The sequence below is a fragment of the Nocardia flavorosea NBRC 108225 genome (assembly GCF_001613385.1).
Taxonomy (GTDB): Bacteria; Actinomycetota; Actinomycetes; order Mycobacteriales; family Mycobacteriaceae; genus Nocardia; species Nocardia flavorosea.
In genome coordinates, this window is record NZ_BDCG01000023.1 from 190440 (window position 1) to 208389 (window position 17950).

General features: G+C 66.1%; 14 protein-coding genes. 5 read left to right on the forward strand and 9 right to left on the reverse strand.

Going from position 1 to position 17950, the window contains the following annotated elements:
• Positions 1 to 115: 115 nt before the first annotated feature.
• From NFL01S_RS30175 to NFL01S_RS30195, 5 genes are all read right to left on the reverse strand, one after another.
• A complete protein-coding gene (locus tag NFL01S_RS30175; protein ID WP_245670955.1) occupies positions 116 to 742 on the reverse strand; it encodes a PaaI family thioesterase in 627 nt (208 codons plus the stop codon).
• A 105-nt stretch (positions 743 to 847) separates the two neighbouring features.
• Positions 848 to 1771: an alpha/beta fold hydrolase gene (locus NFL01S_RS30180; protein WP_062979748.1), complete on the reverse strand. Its 924-nt coding sequence runs from the start codon at positions 1769 to 1771 to the stop codon at positions 848 to 850.
• Positions 1772 to 1838: 67 nt separating this feature from the next.
• The gene (locus NFL01S_RS30185; RefSeq protein ID WP_062979697.1) at positions 1839 to 2051 is read right to left on the reverse strand and encodes a hypothetical protein; all 213 of its coding nucleotides are present in this window, start codon (positions 2049 to 2051) and stop codon (positions 1839 to 1841) included.
• Between the two features lie 16 nt (positions 2052 to 2067).
• Positions 2068 to 3201 (reverse strand): amidohydrolase family protein, encoded by a 1134-nt coding sequence (locus NFL01S_RS30190; RefSeq protein WP_062979698.1) that lies wholly within the window; start codon positions 3199 to 3201, stop codon positions 2068 to 2070.
• A 241-nt stretch (positions 3202 to 3442) separates the two neighbouring features.
• Positions 3443 to 4228, reverse strand: coding sequence for an enoyl-CoA hydratase/isomerase family protein (locus NFL01S_RS30195; RefSeq protein WP_062979699.1), 786 nt, complete (start codon positions 4226 to 4228; stop codon positions 3443 to 3445).
• A 215-nt stretch (positions 4229 to 4443) separates the two neighbouring features.
• Here NFL01S_RS30195 and NFL01S_RS30200 point away from each other — a divergent pair, with 215 nt between their 5' ends.
• On the forward strand, positions 4444 to 5328 hold the full coding sequence (locus NFL01S_RS30200) for an alpha/beta fold hydrolase (protein WP_084493379.1): 885 nt from the start codon (positions 4444 to 4446) through the stop codon (positions 5326 to 5328).
• A 25-nt stretch (positions 5329 to 5353) separates the two neighbouring features.
• On the opposite strand, the gene NFL01S_RS30205 is transcribed toward NFL01S_RS30200, so the two are convergent.
• A complete protein-coding gene (locus NFL01S_RS30205) occupies positions 5354 to 5836 on the reverse strand; it encodes a hypothetical protein (RefSeq protein ID WP_062979701.1) in 483 nt (160 codons plus the stop codon).
• A 1211-nt stretch (positions 5837 to 7047) separates the two neighbouring features.
• Here NFL01S_RS30205 and NFL01S_RS30210 point away from each other — a divergent pair.
• The 4 genes from NFL01S_RS30210 (at position 7048) to NFL01S_RS30225 (ending at position 11787) form a co-directional block, all read left to right on the forward strand.
• Positions 7048 to 8058 (forward strand): MaoC family dehydratase, encoded by a 1011-nt coding sequence (locus tag NFL01S_RS30210; protein WP_062979702.1) that lies wholly within the window; start codon positions 7048 to 7050, stop codon positions 8056 to 8058.
• Positions 8055 to 9263, forward strand: a complete 1209-nt coding sequence (locus tag NFL01S_RS30215; RefSeq protein ID WP_062979703.1) for a CoA transferase — start codon at positions 8055 to 8057, stop codon at positions 9261 to 9263. Before NFL01S_RS30210 ends, NFL01S_RS30215 begins: the two co-directional genes overlap by 4 nt.
• 79 nt (positions 9264 to 9342) lie before the next feature.
• Complete coding sequence (locus NFL01S_RS30220) at positions 9343 to 10563, forward strand: acyl-CoA dehydrogenase family protein (RefSeq protein WP_062979704.1); 1221 nt, start codon at positions 9343 to 9345, stop codon at positions 10561 to 10563.
• Between the two features lie 36 nt (positions 10564 to 10599).
• Positions 10600 to 11787 (forward strand): acyl-CoA dehydrogenase family protein, encoded by a 1188-nt coding sequence (locus tag NFL01S_RS30225; RefSeq protein WP_062979705.1) that lies wholly within the window; start codon positions 10600 to 10602, stop codon positions 11785 to 11787.
• Between the two features lie 102 nt (positions 11788 to 11889).
• Here the strand turns inward: NFL01S_RS30225 and NFL01S_RS30230 are convergent, their stop codons facing one another.
• From NFL01S_RS30230 to car, 3 genes are all read right to left on the reverse strand, one after another.
• Positions 11890 to 13332, reverse strand: coding sequence for an MFS transporter (locus NFL01S_RS30230; RefSeq protein WP_084493380.1), 1443 nt, complete (start codon positions 13330 to 13332; stop codon positions 11890 to 11892).
• 65 nt (positions 13333 to 13397) lie between these two features.
• The gene (locus NFL01S_RS30235) at positions 13398 to 14420 is read right to left on the reverse strand and encodes a zinc-dependent alcohol dehydrogenase family protein (protein ID WP_062979707.1); all 1023 of its coding nucleotides are present in this window, start codon (positions 14418 to 14420) and stop codon (positions 13398 to 13400) included.
• A 37-nt stretch (positions 14421 to 14457) separates the two neighbouring features.
• Positions 14458 to 17880, reverse strand: coding sequence for a carboxylic acid reductase (car, locus tag NFL01S_RS30240; protein ID WP_157117107.1), 3423 nt, complete (start codon positions 17878 to 17880; stop codon positions 14458 to 14460).
• Positions 17881 to 17950: the final 70 nt, after the last annotated feature.

Below are 17950 nucleotides of genomic sequence, written 5' to 3' on the forward strand. Positions count from 1 at the left end.
TCCGGCCGCGCCTTCGGCCCTCGGTGACCTGGCCCATACATGAGCATGCGGGGGTCCGGCCGGGAACACCGCCGCCATCACGCCGCTGCTGCTTGCGCCGGCGTGAGCCGGGAAGTCAGAGCTGTCCTGGCCGCAACTGCACGAACAAGCCCTCGGCCTCGGCGCATAGTGTGTCGCCGTCCCGGATCGTGCCACGCAGTACCCGTTTGCGGCCTTCCTCGGAGACGAACCATGCCTCGATGTCGAGCTCTTTCTCGACGGGTGTGATGCTGCGGAAATCGACGTGCAGGTAGGCCGTCCGGGCCACGGGCCGGCCGCCCGATACGCACAGGCGGCCGAGTAGATCGTCGAAGACCAGCGGGATCGTCCCACCGTGCGCGGCACCGTTTCCGCCGAGGTGGGCAGTGCCGAAACGAACCCGGCCGCGGATGCTCTTGTCGTCTTCTGCGATATCGCGGACCACCGGCAGCAGAGTCGATCCCCGGCCCGGTAGATCGGCCGCGAACCCACTGATCCGCGACCATTCGTCACGCTCGAAGCCGGCGAGGAGATCGGCTACGCGCCGCATCCCGCGTGCCGCCTCCGCGGTGGCGCGCTCGTCGGGGACCGCCGCGGCGATCCGGTCCTGCAGTTCGCGGGCTGCTTCGATCATCTCCGCGTAGCCGGCGGGTGGAACCGGAGTGGTCCTGCTCTGCCACCAGTTGGGTAGTACCGGGTCCGGAGCCTCGTGCGCCTGCGGCATGGACGACCGTCCTTTCTTCGTGCTGTCGGGGCGAGACCGGTCGGCCCGTGAGGTTTGCGGTGCGAAGGTGCGGAATACGTTGCGGGGTGGGCCGACAGAGCCTGCTCACCCGGTCAGCGCATCGAGAATGATCTGCGCCAGGAACTCCGGCGCGTCGCTCTGGACGGAGTGGCCCGCCCGTTCGACGACGCGGATATCGATGGCCGGCAAGCGTCGGCGAAACTGCGCGATATCGTCGTCTCCGACGAATCTCGACGCGCCGCCGACGACCAGGGTTGTCGGTATCGAGAGGGTGTCGACATCCGCCCAGAGCGGCTCGAAATCGGCGCCGGACAGTTCGTCGTAGCGCCATGTCCATGATCCGTCCGGTAAGCGGCGCGCATTGTGCAGCACGCCGCGACGCAGATGTTCGCGGTCACGACCGGGCGCGCTCCGGACGGTGTGTTCGAACATCGACCCGAAGTCGGGGAACACCCGTTGCCCGCCGACGAGCACGGTGGTACCACGATTCACGTCGGACATGGCGGACTGTCTCCGGGTGACCGAAGGGGTCACGTCGATCATCATCAACCGGCGTGCCAGATGTGGCGCCACGGCGGTGAGCCGCAGGGCGGTGAGTCCGCCCAGCGACATTCCCACCACCAGGTCGGCGTCCGGGGCCAGCTGTTCGAGCACGGGCGTGAGGGTGCGGGCGTTGGACCACGGCATGTAGTCACGGTCGGCCCGCCAGCTCGAGTGGCCGTGGCCCGGCAGATCCACGGCGACGGCGGGCAGCCCGGTGGCCAGGATCGCGGAATCCCAGGTGTGGGCGTTCTGCCCGCCGCCGTGCAGGAACACCAGACGCGGTGTGCCCGCACCCCAGCGGAGCGCGCTGACCTTCCCGTCGGCGGTCGTGACCGACACCCGGCTGACCGGTGGAAGGTCACCGGTCAGCCCGATGGATCGGGCGTTCTCGCGCAGCAGGGCGAACTCCGACAAGGCAGCGAGTTCGTCGTCCACGCTGACCCCGGGAACGTCGTCGGAATGCATCGACATCTCCGTCAATGGGTAGGGGACGGGGCCATTGCGGCCCCGTCCGCTGAATGGCGACGCGTCGTCAGCGGGTCGCCGTTTCATCGGTATGTTGCCTCGCCCGCCGCAGACCTTCGGTGCGGTCGTCGACGACGATCTCCCACCCCGAGCACGAGCAGGCACACCGGAAACCGCCCTCCGGGATCGGGATCACCGACTGCACATCGCAGCTACCCGAGGAGATCGCTTCCTGCATGAGCTCCAGCGGCGAGTCGTACATCACGTTGTCGTCGGACATCTGCTCGGTCCTGTCGTCAGGCGGCCGTCGGGACCGGCGGGACGGTCGGGAACAGCTCACGGAAAGCGCCGATGGTCACGCGTTCCCGCACCGCCGGGTCGGCATTGTCGAAGAGCTGGTGCAGGGTTTCCTGGGTGTGACCGAATGTGCCTTCCATATGGGGGTAATCGCTACCCCACATGACATTGTCGTAGCCCATATAACTTGCTGCCGCCACTGCCGACTGGTCGTGCTGGAAGGAAGCGTAGACCTGGGAGTAGATGATTTCTCGCGGAGAGCGTTTCAGTTTGGGTCGCACCGCCATCTCGTGCTGGCGGTAGCCCTCCTCGATCCGGTCGGCGATGAAGGGGACCCAGGTGGCGCCGCCTTCGGAGATCAGTACCTTGAGGTCGGGGTGGCGGTCCAGTGCGCCGCTGGCCACGAGTTTGGTGACGGCCCGCTGTCCTCCGTAGGTGGTTTCGGTGTAGTTGAGTACGGCGCCCCCGGGGCCACGGAACTTCACTTCGCCGTGGCCTGAGCCGGAGGAGAGGTCGACGGGATCGGTGCCGATATGGAAGGCCAGGACCATGCCGGCGCGTTCGGCTGCGGTCCAGAACGGTTCCCAGACGTCCTGGTTGTAGTCCTTCTGCTGCGGATGGGGCTGCACGGGGAGGAAGACCGCGCGGTAGCCCATCTCGGCGATACGTTCGAGTTCGGCGACGGCGTCGCCGATATCGAGAGTGGATACCTGGCCGGCCGTCACCAGCCTGGGGGAATGCTTCTCGATTTCCTCGTACGCCCAGTCGTTGCTGACACGTAGGGCCTCACGGAGGACCTCGGGGGTGCGGAAGGAAGAGCTCCACATACCCAGCGAGGGAAATACGAGTTCCGCCCAGACGCCCTCTTTGTCGAGATCTTTCATACGGAGAGACATATCCCGCGCGCCGGGGGCGCGATGGGTGGCCTCCAGGAATTCCTTGGCCCTGCCGGTCGGCAGTTTGCGGCGGAACGACATCCCGTCGATATGCACGGTCTCCCATTCCCCGTCGGGGTCTTTATCCGTGCGAGGAACCAGCTCGGCCAGCCGGGCGGGCAGGTTCTTCTGCCACAGGTCTTCGGGCTCCAGGAAATGCGAGTCACCGGAGTTCGCCCAGATCTTGGTCTCGGTCATTGTGTGTGTCTCCCTTCGGTACGACAGTTGATCGGGGCTACGCGGCAGGGTGGGACGGCTGCGGAGCCACCGGGAGGGCAGGTGATGGTGGTGGAACACGGTGCTCGATCGGGTATGCCGTGCCGCCGATGGTGACCCGCTGCATGGGACCTCCTGAATCAAGCCAACCAAAATAGGTATACCATTAAGTTATATTACGAGACTGCTGAATGCTGATATGGCTCACGATCCGTCGCATCGGTCACTTGCCGATGTAGACCGGCGGCCGTTTCTCCAGGAAGGCGGCTCGCGCTTCGGCCGCATCCACGGTGCTGTTGGCCAGGATCTGGGTGCGGTTCTCCACATCCAGTGCTGCGTCGAGGGACGGTGCATCGATATTGCGACGATAAACCTGCTTGGTCATCTTCTGGCCGAACGGGCTCAGTGCAACGATTCTGGCGAGCGTATCCTCGGTGACCGCGCCGGATTCGTCGTCGTCGACGACGGTGGTGACCAGGCCGAGTTCTAGGGCCTCGGCTGCCGACACCGTGCGGTTGGTGAGCATCCACTCCGCCGCTCGGCCCGCGCCGATCAGCCGGGGCAGGAAATAGCTGATCCCGCACTCGCCGGCGGACAGACCGATTCTCGGTGCGCCGATGAGAAAGCGTGCCGAGCGGCCCGCGAGCCGGATATCACCTGCCAAGCTCAACGCGAGCCCGGCCCCTGCTGCGGGACCGTTCACGGCGCTGACCACCGGGCACGGTGCCTGCGCAACAGCGAGAATCATCCGCCCGAACCGTTCTTGCATCGCCATTCCGTCGGCGTTGCTCCGGCCACGTTGGCGCTCGTCCGCGCCGGCGATATCGACTCCGGCGCAGAAGCCTCGTCCGTTGCCGGTGAGCAGCACGGCCCGGTGGGAAACGGCGTCGTTCAGGTGCCGGGTGATCGTGGAGACCATCTCCGGGGTCAGTGCATTGAGCCGTTCCGGCCGGTTGAAACGCACAACTCGTACGCCGTCGTCTCGATCTTCCACGATGACATCCGTCATGTTCGGCCTCTCCGTCGTGTCCACCAGCAACTCGTGTCATACACCGGCATATAGTGTGATAATTCTACTGTAGTTGTGCGCGGGTGAGTCGAACACCCTGGTCCGCGGACTCGACCCATCGATGTCGTGCGCCTCCATGTGTCGGGACGGCGTTCCGGGCAGGGCGCTGGGCGGTGAACCGCCTCGACGAGCGAGACGAGCGGAGGAGTATCGACGTGGATGAGCAACAGGGGGCAGTTGTGCCGGAATCAGTGAAGTTCCGTGGTGGTGCCGGATGGATTGCGGCGGACCGTTTTCCCGGGCGTGGCCCGGCGCGTGGCACCGCGGTGATGTTGCACGGAGGTGGACAGACCCGCCATTCCTGGCGGCGCGCGGCCGCGAAGATCTCGGCGGGTGGCTGGGATGTCTACACCCTCGACGCGCGTGGACACGGTGGAAGTGATTGGGCGGCGGATGGTGATTACACGATAGATGCGTTGGTCGGCGACCTTCGACTCGTCCTCGGCCAACTGGAACACGAGACAGGCGACCCGATTCGGCCGGTGTTGTTCGGGGCATCGATGGGCGGTATGACCAGCCTGGTCACTGAGGGCGAGAATCCGGCATCGGCTCGCGGCCTGGTACTTGTCGATATCACTCCAAGCGTGGAACCGGAAGGGATAGCGCGCATCAGTGAATTCATGCGCGGGGCGCCCGACGGTTTCGCCGATCTCGAAGAGGTCGCCGACGCGGTGGCGCGGTATCAGCCGAACAGGAAACGCCCCCGCAATCCGGAGGGGCTGCGCAAGAACGTTCGCCAAGGGGCGGACGGGCGACTGTATTGGCACTGGGATCCGGCTTTTCACCGACTCGGGGCCAATCTGGACAACCGCCGGGACAATCACATTCGCACCGCGGCGGCCGCGGCACGGGTCGAGGTTCCGACACTGCTGGTCCGGGGCTCGGATTCCGATATCGTCAGCAGCAAGGGGATAGCAGAATTGTGCGATCTCATCCCGCATGCGAAGGTCACCGAGGTCGCGGGCGCCGGTCATATGGTGGTGGGGGACGACAATTCGGTGTTCGTGGAACGGGTCAACGAGTTTCTCGAGTCGGTATGAACGGGCCGGCGCCGCTCCGTGCGCGCTACGCGCGTGGCAACCACGGCTGGCGAAGTGCTGCCGGCCGGGTCAGGTCTGTGTAATGGTCGGCGAGTGCCGCTGTCTGCCTGCACATCAGGCGTACCCGGTCGTCGGCGCCCCCGAGGTGTCGCAGCGCTCGATGTAGCTCGACCGAGGCGCGGGCGATCCGCTCGATCGTGCGTCCGATCGCACGTATGTCCTCGGCGGGCAGGTGCGGCAGCGCGGCCGTCAGCAGCGTCTCGAGGCGGTCGAGGATGTTGTCACAGGATGGGCGTATGTCCGTGTACGCCATCTTGCTGATATCCGTGGCATGCAGCTCTGCGAGGCGCAGTGCATAACTCGAGACCAGCCGGGCGAGTGGACCTCCCGCCGCGTCGACCGAATGCCCCCGCACCGCCCGCAGTAGTTCGAGCGAGGTCGGTAGCACGGCCCCGGCCTCGATATCGGTGCGGGTGGCGTGCATACCGGCGATCCGCGTCTTCGTCACGAGTTTCGGCCGAGCCGGGTTCGACGGTGTGAGAGCGGGTCGGCGCCTGCACTCCTCTTCCGGTGTTGATACGTCCCGGTCACGCAACTATCTCCTTCGACTTCCGTGGCCTGTTGGCGACCATGCTGATATAGCATAACTAATGCACCTATTGTGACCATCCTGGCTCCCGAGGGAGCGCCATCTATATGAGCTGATCGCCGGTGGCCGCCGGTCAGCTCGGCGGCCTGTCTCCTCGGCCGGATGTGCAGTTTCCGCCGGTCGCCCTGGTGGTGTCGGGGCCGGGTCGGCCGCCCTGGTGGGTGGGGGATATCGACTGCGCTGTGAGGCTGTTCCATCGGTATCGCTTCCCGTCGGGTCATATTTTCGTTACAGTGTAATGTATTAGATATATCGCGGATGATCGTTCGGCCGGAGGCGGCGGTTGCGCTCGCCGACATCACCGGTGATACCGGAACAGCGGCGGAAGGAGTCGGAGATGGTCTTCGTTTCACCATGGGATTCGGGCGTGCAGACGTCCGGGGCGGCTGGTGCAGGGAATGAACAGCGCGGGGATCGCGATGGCCGGGAAGGTCGTGCGGTGGTGGCCCGATCGTCGGTCCATGAGGTGCTGGACTATTTCGAGAACTGCCCGCAGTGCGGATATTCCGCCACGGCTACCGCAGTGATTCGAGAGCTGGTGGGCGGGAAGGTCGAGACCGAGGTGTACGTCAGCTGCGGTTTGCCTTGCAGATGGACCGGCGCACCTCGGATCCCGGTAGAGGAGTTGGGTCGTCGTAGGGTGAAGAGGCGCACCGGCCGCGGGGCGTCCGGATTCCTCGCCGGTACCGGGCGCGACCGCTGAGGGCTTCGCCCTGCGCAGTCTGCCGCCCACGCGGTGAGGGAATCTGATCTGCGTCGGGTTCTTCTCGGGTCCGCTCCGTAGCGTCCGGCGCCGAGGGTAATGCGCTGGGTAGTTGTGTCTGCCACGCCGATTCGGTTGTGTAAGAACGCCAATCGAATGCTGAGGCCCATGTGCCGCACCGCGAGCCTGCAAACATGCGACTGTTCCATCACATATGTACGGACAATTAGTGCAATTATCTTGACATATACCTGCAGCTGCTGCGAGTATCGATTCCATCGAACCGGGTCCGTGCTGTAGACGCACGCGGCGGACCGGTGGGCCGGGTGTGCGTATCGAGACGGATTGAGGTAGTCCACGCGTGGCAATGGATCAATCGGCGAACGGGAAGTACGTGGGCGGTCCGTATTTCGATGACCTGGAACACGGTGCCGTCTTCGATTCGGCCCCTGCTGTCACGCTGACCAGCGGGCTGGCGGCGGCCCACCAGGCGATTATCGGCGACCGTCTCCGCCTGCCGCTCGATACCGGGCTGTCCGAGGCCGTAACCGGTTCGGCCGCGCCGGTGGCGCATCCGGCGCTCGTATGGGATATCGCGATCGGCCAGTCGACCTCGGCGACCCATCACGTCAAGGCCAACCTGTTCTACCGGGGATTGCAGTTCCATCGTTTCCCTGTCCTGGGCGATACGTTGTACACCAGAACCGAAGTGGTGGGGCTGCGCGAGAACTCGCACAAACCGGGGCGCGCGCCGACCGGGCTGGCCGCACTGCGGATCACCTCCACCGACCAGCAGGGCCGCACCGTCCTGGATTTCCATCGCTGCGCGATGCTCCCACTGAGTGCCGAGGCCGCCGCGGACAGAACGCGCCGAGCCGATGACCTGGCGACGGTCGGTGCAGGCGATCTCCTGCGGCCCGATGCGGCCGGGGACTGGAATCTCGACGTGTTCCGGCAGCGGGTACCCGGACCGCACGGCGAATCCGCGCCGGTGGGCACGGTGTTCCGCAGCAGCGGCGATGTCGTATCGAGTGCACCGGAACTGGCCCGGCTGACCCTCAACATCGCCGCCGTCCATCACGACGAGCGCGCCGGCGAGGCCGGGCGCCTGGTCTACGGCGGGCACACCATCGGACTCGCGCTGAGCCAGGCGACCCGGGCGCTGCCGAACCTGGTCACGGTGCTGGACTGGGAATCGTGTGAGCACACCGGCCCGGTGCGCGAAGGGGACACTCTCACCAGCGAACTGCGCATCGAAGGCGCCGAAGAGCTCGAGCGGGGGACCGCGCTGCGATTGCGCTCGATTGTGTACGCGCACGATGCGACGGCACCGGATCGACCGGTATTGGACTGGCGATTCACGGGGTTGATGGCATGACGTCGCTGCCCCTCACCGGCGTACGGATCGTCGAGGTATCGAGTTTCGTCGCCTCCCCGCTGTGCGGCCTCACGCTCTCCCAGTTGGGTGCCGAAGTCATTCGAATCGATCCGATCGGTGGCGCGGGAGACAAGAATCGCTGGCCGCTCACCGCTTCCGGGGAAAGTATCTACTGGACCGGACTCAACCGCGGAAAACGGTCGGTGACCTGCGATATGCGCAGTCAGGAGGGGCAGCGCCTGGTGCAGCGCCTGATCACCGCGCCGGGGGGCGGCGTGCTGGTGACCAACGCCGGTGGCCGCGACTGGCTGAGCCATGCGGCGCTGAGCGCACTACGCCCGGATGTCATCACCCTGCAGCTCACCGGCACCCCGGACGGCGGTGCGGCCGTAGACTACACGGTGAACGCGGCCACCGGATTTCCGCTGATCACCGGCCCGGCCGACCATAACGCTCCGGTCAATCATGTGCTGCCCGCCTGGGACGTCGCGGCGGGTCTGTACGCCGCGCTGGCCCTCGTATCGGCGGTGCGACGACGCGAGCAGGCCGGACAGGGCGCCGAAATCCACCTGCCGCTCTCGGATGTGGCGTTGGCGATTTCCGGGTATCTGGGATATCTCACCGAGGTCCAGATCAACGGTGCCGGCCGGGAACCGTCCGGTAACGCGGTGTACGGCACGTACGGCAACGATTTCGTCACCGCAGACGGCGTGCGTTTCATGATCGTGGCGCTCACCCCCCGGCATATGCGTGACCTGGTCCGGGTCACCGAACGGACAGCGGTGATCGAAGCGCTGGAACAGGCATTGGGCGCCGACTTCTCGACCGACGGCGATCGCTACCGCCATCGCGAGGTACTCAACGCCCTTTTCGCCTCCTGGTTCGCCGAACACACCGCAGCCGAAGTCGAGGAGACGTTGCGAACCAGCTCGGTACTGTTCGAGCGCTACCGCAGTTTCGAGGAGCTGGTGACCGGCGGAGAGCTCGATACCAACCCGCTGTTCTCCGAACTGGACCAGCCTCGAATCGGCACGTACCTGGCGGCGGGTCTGCCGGCACGGTTCGACGGTGGCCACTTCGGGGCCGGCGCCGCGCCACTGCTGGGCGCCGACGGCGCCGCGGTGGTGCGGGAATTGCTCGGGTCGGCGCAGGCCGATATCGACGACCTGATCGCACACGGATATCTCGGCGGGCCGCCAGAGTGACACGCGGTCGCGCCCGGCAGACGTGAGTGGTTCGGCAACTCCCGCCGATCCGCACATTCGACAGAAACAGGAGTGAACGATGACCGCCGAGGACAGCAACTCCGGCGCGGAAACGGACCCGGAGGTCTCCGCGGAGGATTTCGCCGATATCCTGGCGCAGACCCGGGCGTTCGTGCGCGACACCGTGGTACCGCGCGAACAGGAGATCGCGGACACCGACGCCATCCCGGACGATATCCGCCGTCACGCGGCGGCGATGGGGTTGTTCGGCTATGCGATTCCGCAGCAATGGGGCGGGCTCGGTCTCGACCTCACCCATGATGTGGAACTCGCGATGGAGTTCGGGTACACGACGCTGGCGTTTCGTTCGATGTTCGGTACCAACAACGGTATCGCCGGTCAGGTGCTGGTGAATTACGGCACCGACGAGCAGAAGCAGCGCTGGCTCGAAGCCATCGCCTCCGGCGAGGTGGTCGCCTCGTTCGCGCTCACCGAACCGGGCGCGGGATCCAACCCGGCCGGACTGCGGACCACTGCCGTTCGAGAGGGCGACGACTGGGTGATCAACGGCGAGAAGCGGTTCATCACCAACGCGCCGTCTGCGAACCTGTTCGTGGTGTTCGCCCGGACCCGGCCCGCGGACTCGGACGGGCCGGGGATCGCGGTGTTCCTGGTGCCAGCGGATACACCGGGTGTCCAGGTAGGCGCCAAGGACCGGAAGATGGGCCAAGAGGGCGCGTTGACCGCGGATGTGCACTTCGACGATGTCCGGGTGCCCGGTTCGGCGGTCGTCGGCGGCAGTGAGGACGTCGGATACAAGGCGGCCATGGTGTCGCTGACCCGGGGCCGGGTGCATATCGCCGCGCTTGCTGTCGGGGCTGCGCAACGGGCACTCGACGAGTCGGTGAACTACGCCGCGACCGCGACCCAGGGCGGCACGGCGATCGGCGATTTCCAATTGGTCCAGGCGATGATCGCCGATCAGTACACCGGGGTGCAGGCGGGGCGGGCGATGGTTCGGGACGTCGCCGCGCGATATGTGTCCGGCGAGGACCGGCGGGTCGGTCCGTCGGCGGTGAAGTTGTACTGCACGGAGATGGTGGGGCGGGCCGCCGATCTGGCCGTGCAGATTCACGGCGGCACCGGCTATATGCGCGATGTCCCGGTGGAACGGCTGTACCGGGATGTGCGCCTGCTGCGTCTCTACGAAGGCACCAGCGAGATCCAGCGCCTGATCATCGGCTCCCAGCTGGTGAAGCAGGCCAAGGCCCAACAGCAGACCGGCGGAGGGCCGCGCTGAGATGAGCCGCCCCGCCACTTTCGAAAGGTTCACCGCATGACCCTCGCCCGCACCGCGGGCCTCACCGAGGTCCAGGCCGAGATGCTCGCCACCGTCCGCTCTTTCGTGGACCGCGAGATCATCCCCCACGCACAGCAACTCGAACACACCGATACCTACCCCGCCGATATCGTCGAGCGGATGAAGGAGATCGGTCTGTTCGGAATCACGATTCCGGAGGAGTACGGCGGTCTCGGGGAGTCGCTGCTCACCTACGCCCTGGTGGTCGAGGAGATCGCGCGCGGCTGGATGAGCGTATCCGGCGTGATCAACACCCATTTCATCGTCGCCCATATGATCGCCCGGCACGGGACCCCCGAACAGCGGGCGCACTACCTTCCGCGGATGGCGACCGGCGAGATCCGCGGGTCGTTCTCGATGTCCGAACCCGATCTAGGGTCGGACGTCGCGGCCGTCCGCACCCGTGCGACCCGGTCGGGCGACGACTACGTCATCGACGGAAACAAGATGTGGCTCACCAACGGGTCCACGTCGAACCTGACGGCCGTGCTGGTGAGAACCGATCTGGGTGAGGCGAAACCACACCGCAATCTGACCACGTTCCTGGTCGAGAAGCCCGTCGGCTACGGGGAGGTGCTCCCCGGGCTGACGATTCCCGGCAAGATCGACAAAATGGGCTACAAGGGAGTGGATACCACCGAGGCGCATTTCGACGGCTTCCGCATCGGTGCCGACGCGATCCTCGGCGGGGCGCCCGGCGCGGGTTTCGCCCACATGATGGACGGTGTCGAGGTGGGCCGGGTCAATGTTGCGGCCCGTGCCTGCGGCGTGGGGATCCGGGCGTTCGAACTGGCGGCGGCCTACGCCCAGCAGCGGTCGACCTTCGGCAAGCCCATCGCCGAACATCAGGCGATTGCCTTCAAACTCGCCGAGATGGCGACGAAGGTGGAGGCGGCCCATCTCATGATGGTCAACGCCGCCCGGCTGAAGGATTCCGGCACTCGCAACGATGTCGCGGCGGGTATGGCGAAACTGCTCGCCAGCGAATACTGCGCCGAGGTCACCCAGGAATCGTTCCGGATCCACGGCGGTTTCGGTTATTCGAAGGACGCCGAGATCGAGCGGTTGATGCGGGAGGCGCCGTTCCTCCTGATCGGCGAAGGCACCAGCGAAATCCAGAAAACCATCATCAGCAAGGGGCTGTTGCGCGACTACCGCGCATAGTCGCACTCCGGCACCGTCGCGGCGGGTCTGTATCCATCGCGGAAATGCCGTACCGGTCGGCGATCCATGGATCGCCGACCGGTACCCCTCATTTCATTCAGGTCAGCTGCCGGTTCCCGTCGCTTCTCCGGCGGGTCGGCAGGGGGCGGGGTCGCCGGCCATTTCGATACCTGCTCGCACAGGATCGGCCGGCTCGGCGCGTGGCTCGCCGACTGCTTCGCGATCGGCGGTCCGGGCTCTGCGCCCGGCGAGAGTGTTGCCGAGGGCGCGCCGGGACAGGAAGAGTACGACGAGCCCGGCAAGCGACACGATTATCACGAGATAAGCGGGCGCGAAACTGTTTCCGGACCAGTTCATCAGGTACTGCGAGACGGAAGGGGTCAGCCCGGCGCCGAAGATGACGCCGATGTTGAACCCGAGCGCAGCGCCCGAGTAGCGGATCCGCCGCGGGAAGAGAGCGGTCGCCAAGCCGAGCATCGGCGGTGTCTGGGTACCGGCGGCGAACTGCCAGATCGCCATGAGTGGCGCGACGACGAGCAGGGTAGGTGTCGCATCGATGAGCCAGAAGATCGGCAGCGCGACGGCGAGTGAACAGATCAGGCCGATACCCAGTACCCGCAGTGCGCCCAGCCGGTCGATGAGCCGTCCCGCGATCAGCATCGCCAGCGCGTTGAACACCGCCATGCCGCCCATCAAGAGGAATACCTGCGCTCGCGGCATGTGCAGGTCGGCGATCAGGTGGACCGTCATATAGGTGGTGCCCACCGCGCCGACCACGTTCACCACCAACGCGAAGCTCGCGACACGGGCGACGTTCGCCGGGTATGCGCGCAGGGCGGTCAGCACCGGAACCTTGGTGATCTCCGATTGTTCCACCATCTGGCGGAATTCGGGGGAGTCCTCGAGTCCCACCCGGACCCAGAGGGCCAGCAGCGTCAGGGGCAGGCACAGCAGGAACGGGATCCGCCAACCCCATTCGCTCATCTGCTCCGGGGTCAATGACAAGGCGATCACTCCCGCGGTGAGCCCGGCCAGGCCGATACCGCAGGTCGATCCGAGCGGAGTGAGCGAGCTGTAGAGGCCGCGCTTGGCTTCCGGTGCCGATTCGGTGACATAGGTCGCCGAGCCGATCATCTCTCCGCCGGCGGAGAAACCCTGGATCAGGCGGGTGATCACCAGCAGAATCGGCGCGAGGGCCCCGACCGCCGAATAGGTGGGCAGAAGCCCCAGGACGACCGACGCACCACCCATCAGTACCACGGTGGCGACCAGCGCGGCGCGGCGTCCGTGGCGGTCGCCGAGCCAGCCGAAATAGATTCCGCCCAGCGGGCGTACGAGGTAGCCCGACGCGAACACCAGCAGGCCCGACAGCACCGAGGTGGCTTCGTTGTCACTGGGGAAGAACTGCGGAGCGATGACGATCGTGAGATGGCCATAGCTGATGAACTCGAAGTACTCGATCAGCGTGCCGAGAAACCCCGCGGTACCGGCTCTTCTGCTGACCTTGGTGCTCACCGCTGGCGGACCGGAGGTATGTGGGGTCATGGCGTACTCTTTCGTGGGCGCACTGGCCGACAGCCGGTGATGTGCAGGCTGCGCGATGAGCGGAGTCAGGGCCGAAGGAGCGCCTTGACGGCTCGGCGGGAATCCATGGCCGCGTATCCGTCCGCCGCCCGGTCCAGCGGCAGCGCCAGGTCGAAGACCTGACCCGGGTCGATTCGGCCTTCCCAGATGAGTTCGATCAGCTCGGGCAGGAATCGGCGGACGGGCGCCGGACCGCCCGCCACCCGGACGTGGGAGAGGAACAGGTCCCGCCCGCTGACGGTGACGCCGTGCGGTAGCCCGACGATCCCGACACCACCGCCGGGGCGTGCCGAACGCAGTGCCTGCTCGAAAGATTCACCGGTGCCGACGCATTCCAGGACCGCGTCGGCACCGAGGCCGGCGGTGAGTTCCTTGATCTGGGCGACGCCGTCGTCGCCGCGTTCGGTGACGATATCGGTGGCGCCGAAGACACGCGCGAGTTTCTGGCGCGACTCGTGCCGGCTCATCACGATGATCCGTTCGGCGCCCAGCTGCCGGGCGGAGAGCACGCCGAGCAGGCCGACCGCACCGTCCCCGACGACCACTGCCGTCGAGCCCGGGCGGACTCCGGCGGCGACGGCGGCGAACCATCCGGTGCCCAGCACATCGGAGGCGGTGAGCAGGCTGGGTAAGAGTTCGTCGTCGGGCAGGCCGGGTGTGGCGACGAGGGTGCCGTCCGCGAGTGGTACCCGCAGCGCCTCGGCCTGGGCCCCGCCGGCGCCGACGTATTGCCGGTGCTCGCAGGAGCTCTGGTAGCCGGCCAGGCAGTGGGGACATGTGTTGTCGGAGGCGGTAAAACTGCCGATCACGAACTGGCCGGGCCGAATGGTGGTGACCTCGGCGCCGACCTCCTCGACGATCCCGCAGTACTCGTGGCCGATCGGCATGGGATCTTTGACCGGGTGGATACCGCGGTAGTCCCAGAGATCCGAGCCGCATACGCAAGTTGCGGAGATCCGGATGATCGCATCGGTCGGGTCGATGATCGCCGGGTCGTTACGGTGTTCGACGCGAACATCGCCTGGGGCGTGCAGGACTACGCCACGCATGAGTTACTTCCTTTCGGCCGGTTTGTCGCGCAGGTGGTCACAGGAGGCCGAGCGCGCGGAGATCGGCGACGTATTTGAGAATCAGCTCCCGGGTGAGGTGCGGGATCTCGGTGTGGCCGGCTACCGGCGTCGCCGCCACGGCGTCCTGAAGCCGCGGGGCGTTCACTGCGGCACCGTTCGCCGGCGGCAACGGGCGCTCGTAGGCCTTCAGCAAGGGCAGCAGGGAGCGCTGCCGTTGTTTCTCGGGGAGGTTGCGCATGACGGCCTCGACCCGTTTCAGCCAGTCGCCGTAGTCGAGACGCTGGATACCGTGGCCGGCCTCGATGAGCCAGTCGACGAAGGTGTCCAGGGAGATGCCGTCGTCGTGGGGGTTGATCAGGTGGTAGGTGTGATACCCCGCAGTGTTGCCGCCGAGGGTGGTGACCGCCGCTGAACTGAAATCTGCGGGCAGACCGTCGTAGTGCGCACGTGGCCGGGCGCCGTCCACCGCGCCGCTGTAGAAGGATCGGGGCGCGAGGCCGGTGGCGACGATGCTGAGCATGAGCCGGGTGAACATATCGGGCACATTGAGCTGTCCGGTGTACCGGCTGTGGGTGAGGATCATATCGGATCGGAAGACCGTCACCGGGAGGCCGAAACGTTCGTATGCCTCACGCAGCAGGACCTCGCCGGCCCATTTGCTGTTCCCGTACCCGTTGGCGTAACCGTCGTGGCAACGGCGGACCGGGCTCACGACCCGGATATCGGCGACCTCGTCGAACCGCGCCGGCTCGATATCGTGCGAGACAGCGATGGTGGACAGGTTCGTGAACGGCTTGATCCGGCCGGTGATTGCCAGGCGGATCAGTTCGGCGGTACCGATGACATTGGGGCCGAAGAGCTGGTCGTAGGGAAGCATGTGATTGACCAGTGCGCCGGGGTGGACGATGGCGTCGACCTCGTCCACCAGCCGTCGCCACGTATCTTCGCCGAGCCCCAGCCGGTATTCGCCGAGGTCGCCCGCGAGTACTTCGAGGTGGTTCGCGGCGAGTTCCCGGTAATGCCGGAGCAGGTACTCGTCGCCGGTGTCGAAGGTCTCCTCGAGCCGCCGACGGGCCGCCGCTTCGTCGGTCGCGCGCACGAGACAGATGAGCTTTCCACCGCGTGCGGCGAGAATTTCGAGCCAATCGATGCACAGGAACCGGCCGAGGTAGCCGGTCGCACCCGTAAGCAGGACGGTCTCGGGCGCGCCGCTCGCAGCGGCGGGCAGGCGTGCGGCCGCGTCGAGGGTCGCCGTATCGATGAAGCGATCCAATGTCAGGTCGCCGGCCCGGATCTCGGTCGCTCCGGCCCCGTGCACGGAGGCAAAGGTCGGACGGGTGTCGGTTTCGGTGCGCTTGGCACGTATGTAGTCGCTGAGTGTTTCCAGCGTGACCGCTGGACTGATCACCACGGAAACCGGCACATCGATCTCGAAGATATCCGCCAGCAGATTCGAGAACGTCAGTGCGGACAGCGAGTCCCCGCCCAGGTCGGTGAAATGCGCATCCGGGCGCAGATCGGCGCCCGGGCAGCCGAGCAGTGCCTGCGCGGCGCGGCCGACCGTCTCGTATACCGGCTGATCGGGACCGCCGGTTCGCAGTGCCTGTAGCTCGTCGGCTTCACCGCGGGCGAGGGTGGCGTAGAGCTCTTCGAGCCGTTCGCCGTACCGTTCGCGCAGGCGTGGCCGCAACAGCTTCCCGACCTCGGACAGTAGCCCGTTCGCGGTGCTGAAGGGCTCTTCCTCGATCAGGAAATCACGTGGGATCTCGTAGGATTCCAGCTCCGCGCGTTTCGCGCTCGACTGCAGCGCCTCGCTCAACCGGGACCGCAGCGCCTCGGCGCTGCCGCTGGTGCGCGCCACTTCCTCGGTCGGCACGATCACCGCCAGCAGGTACGCCTGGGCGCTGTTGCCGTATACGTAGATCTGCCGGATCGCCGGGTCGTCGGTATAGGTTTCCTCGAGCTGGGAGATGGTGACGAACTCGCCCTGGGAAAGCTTTTGCACATTGTTGCGGCGGTCGACATAGACCAGCTCGCCTTCGCCGACTTCGGCCATGATGTCGCCGGTCCGGTAGAAGCCGTCCGCATCGAACATCGACTCGGTGAGCTCCGGACGCCGATAGTAGCCGGCAATGATGTTCTCGGTTTTGACCAGCAGTTCACCCCGCGGATACGGCTTGTCGGTGCGGTGATAGCCGAGTTCCGGTGTGTCGGCGAGCTTGTAGGCGATTACCGGTGGACTCGATATCTTGCCGTCCCGCAGTACGTTCCCGGTCTCCGTCATACCGTAGGCGTCGCGCAAGGGCACTCCGAGGCAGGAGTGCACGAACTCCTTCATCTCCGCGGAGATCGGTGCGCTGCCGACGCTCGCTTCCTGGATCCGCCCGCCGAGAACGGTTTCGCGGACGTGGGTTTTCGCGGCCGCGTCCAGATGCTCCGGATCGCTGAATTCGCCGCGGCGGTTGGCGAGTTCGCTCTGATAGATCTGGTAGATCTGGTCCAGGATGCGGGGGACCGCGTAGAACTCGGTGGGCTTTGCCAGTGCGATGTCCTCGAAGAGCGTCGACAGATTCGAGTGGGCGGTGAAATGGCTGGTTCCGCCACGCTGGAAGGTACGCCAGAGGGTCGCGAGGCCGAACATATGGCCCATCGGCATATAGCTGAGAATGACCGGCGCCTTGCCTTGACTGATCTGGGGAACCTTGCCGGTCCAGTACTTCAGGAGCATGTTTTCGAGGTACATGGCCCCTTTGGGAGCGCCGGTACTGCCCGAGGTGTAGATCAGCAGAGTCAGCGGGTCCGCGCCGGCGTCGGGCACGTACAGCGGTGCGGTGGGTAAGGTCCGCCCGAAGGATTCGATCTCCCGCAGCGATTCGAGCGGGATATCGCCGAACTCCCGGCTCGTTGCTTCGATCGATTCGCGGTCGTCGTCGACATCGGGGTCGTCGTCGAAGAGAACGACCGATGCCCTGGTGCCGGCCGCCGGCACCAGCGCGGCGGCTTTCGCGAGGTGTTCTGTGCTCGCCGCAATCACTCGGGGTTCGGTTTCGGCCACGATGGCGCGCAACGGCTCGACCGGCGCCCCCGCCTGCAGGGGCACGAAGACCCCGCCCAGGGCGGCAACCGCGAGGTGGACCGTCACGTAGTCCACGCTGGCGAATCCGATCGCGACGACGCGATCGCCGGGTTTCACTCCCTGTTCGGACCATGCCGTCGCGATCGCTCGGGCTCGAGACCACAGTTCGAGATAGGTGAGGGTGGTGAACTCCGGCAGTAGATGGCGGGACCGGCGGCCGGTCGCGGAATCCTCGACGAGTTCGGTGGCGCGGCGGGCGAGTGCCGGACGATCCGCGTATCTGGTCATGACCGCGTCGATTGCCTGGGCCAGCCCTTGGCCCGGCTGGGAATCATTGGCCTGGTTCGCGTCGGCTGTACTCATGCGATTGCGCCGTGCCTCCGGCTGGCCAGTGCTCATGGCTTACAACTCCCGTTTGTTCTCTGTACGAGCG

What these genes read in the sequence shown, in the direction of transcription:
- NFL01S_RS30180 (WP_062979748.1), bottom strand. Translation starts at nt 1,771, where the DNA reads ATGCATTCCGACGACGTTCCCGGGGTCAGCGTGGACGACGAACTCGCT.
- NFL01S_RS30190 (WP_062979698.1), bottom strand. Translation starts at nt 3,201, where the DNA reads ATGACCGAGACCAAGATCTGGGCGAACTCCGGTGACTCGCATTTCCTG.
- car (WP_157117107.1), bottom strand. Translation starts at nt 17,880, where the DNA reads ATGAGTACAGCCGACGCGAACCAGGCCAATGATTCCCAGCCGGGCCAA.
- NFL01S_RS30215 (WP_062979703.1), top strand. Translation starts at nt 8,055, where the DNA reads ATGACGTCGCTGCCCCTCACCGGCGTACGGATCGTCGAGGTATCGAGT.
- NFL01S_RS30220 (WP_062979704.1), top strand. Translation starts at nt 9,343, where the DNA reads ATGACCGCCGAGGACAGCAACTCCGGCGCGGAAACGGACCCGGAGGTC.
- NFL01S_RS30225 (WP_062979705.1), top strand. Translation starts at nt 10,600, where the DNA reads ATGACCCTCGCCCGCACCGCGGGCCTCACCGAGGTCCAGGCCGAGATG.
- NFL01S_RS30185 (WP_062979697.1), bottom strand. Translation starts at nt 2,051, where the DNA reads ATGTCCGACGACAACGTGATGTACGACTCGCCGCTGGAGCTCATGCAG.
- NFL01S_RS30230 (WP_084493380.1), bottom strand. Translation starts at nt 13,332, where the DNA reads ATGACCCCACATACCTCCGGTCCGCCAGCGGTGAGCACCAAGGTCAGC.
- NFL01S_RS30210 (WP_062979702.1), top strand. Translation starts at nt 7,048, where the DNA reads ATGGATCAATCGGCGAACGGGAAGTACGTGGGCGGTCCGTATTTCGAT.
- NFL01S_RS30175 (WP_245670955.1), bottom strand. Translation starts at nt 742, where the DNA reads ATGCCGCAGGCGCACGAGGCTCCGGACCCGGTACTACCCAACTGGTGG.
- NFL01S_RS30235 (WP_062979707.1), bottom strand. Translation starts at nt 14,420, where the DNA reads ATGCGTGGCGTAGTCCTGCACGCCCCAGGCGATGTTCGCGTCGAACAC.
- NFL01S_RS30195 (WP_062979699.1), bottom strand. Translation starts at nt 4,228, where the DNA reads ATGACGGATGTCATCGTGGAAGATCGAGACGACGGCGTACGAGTTGTG.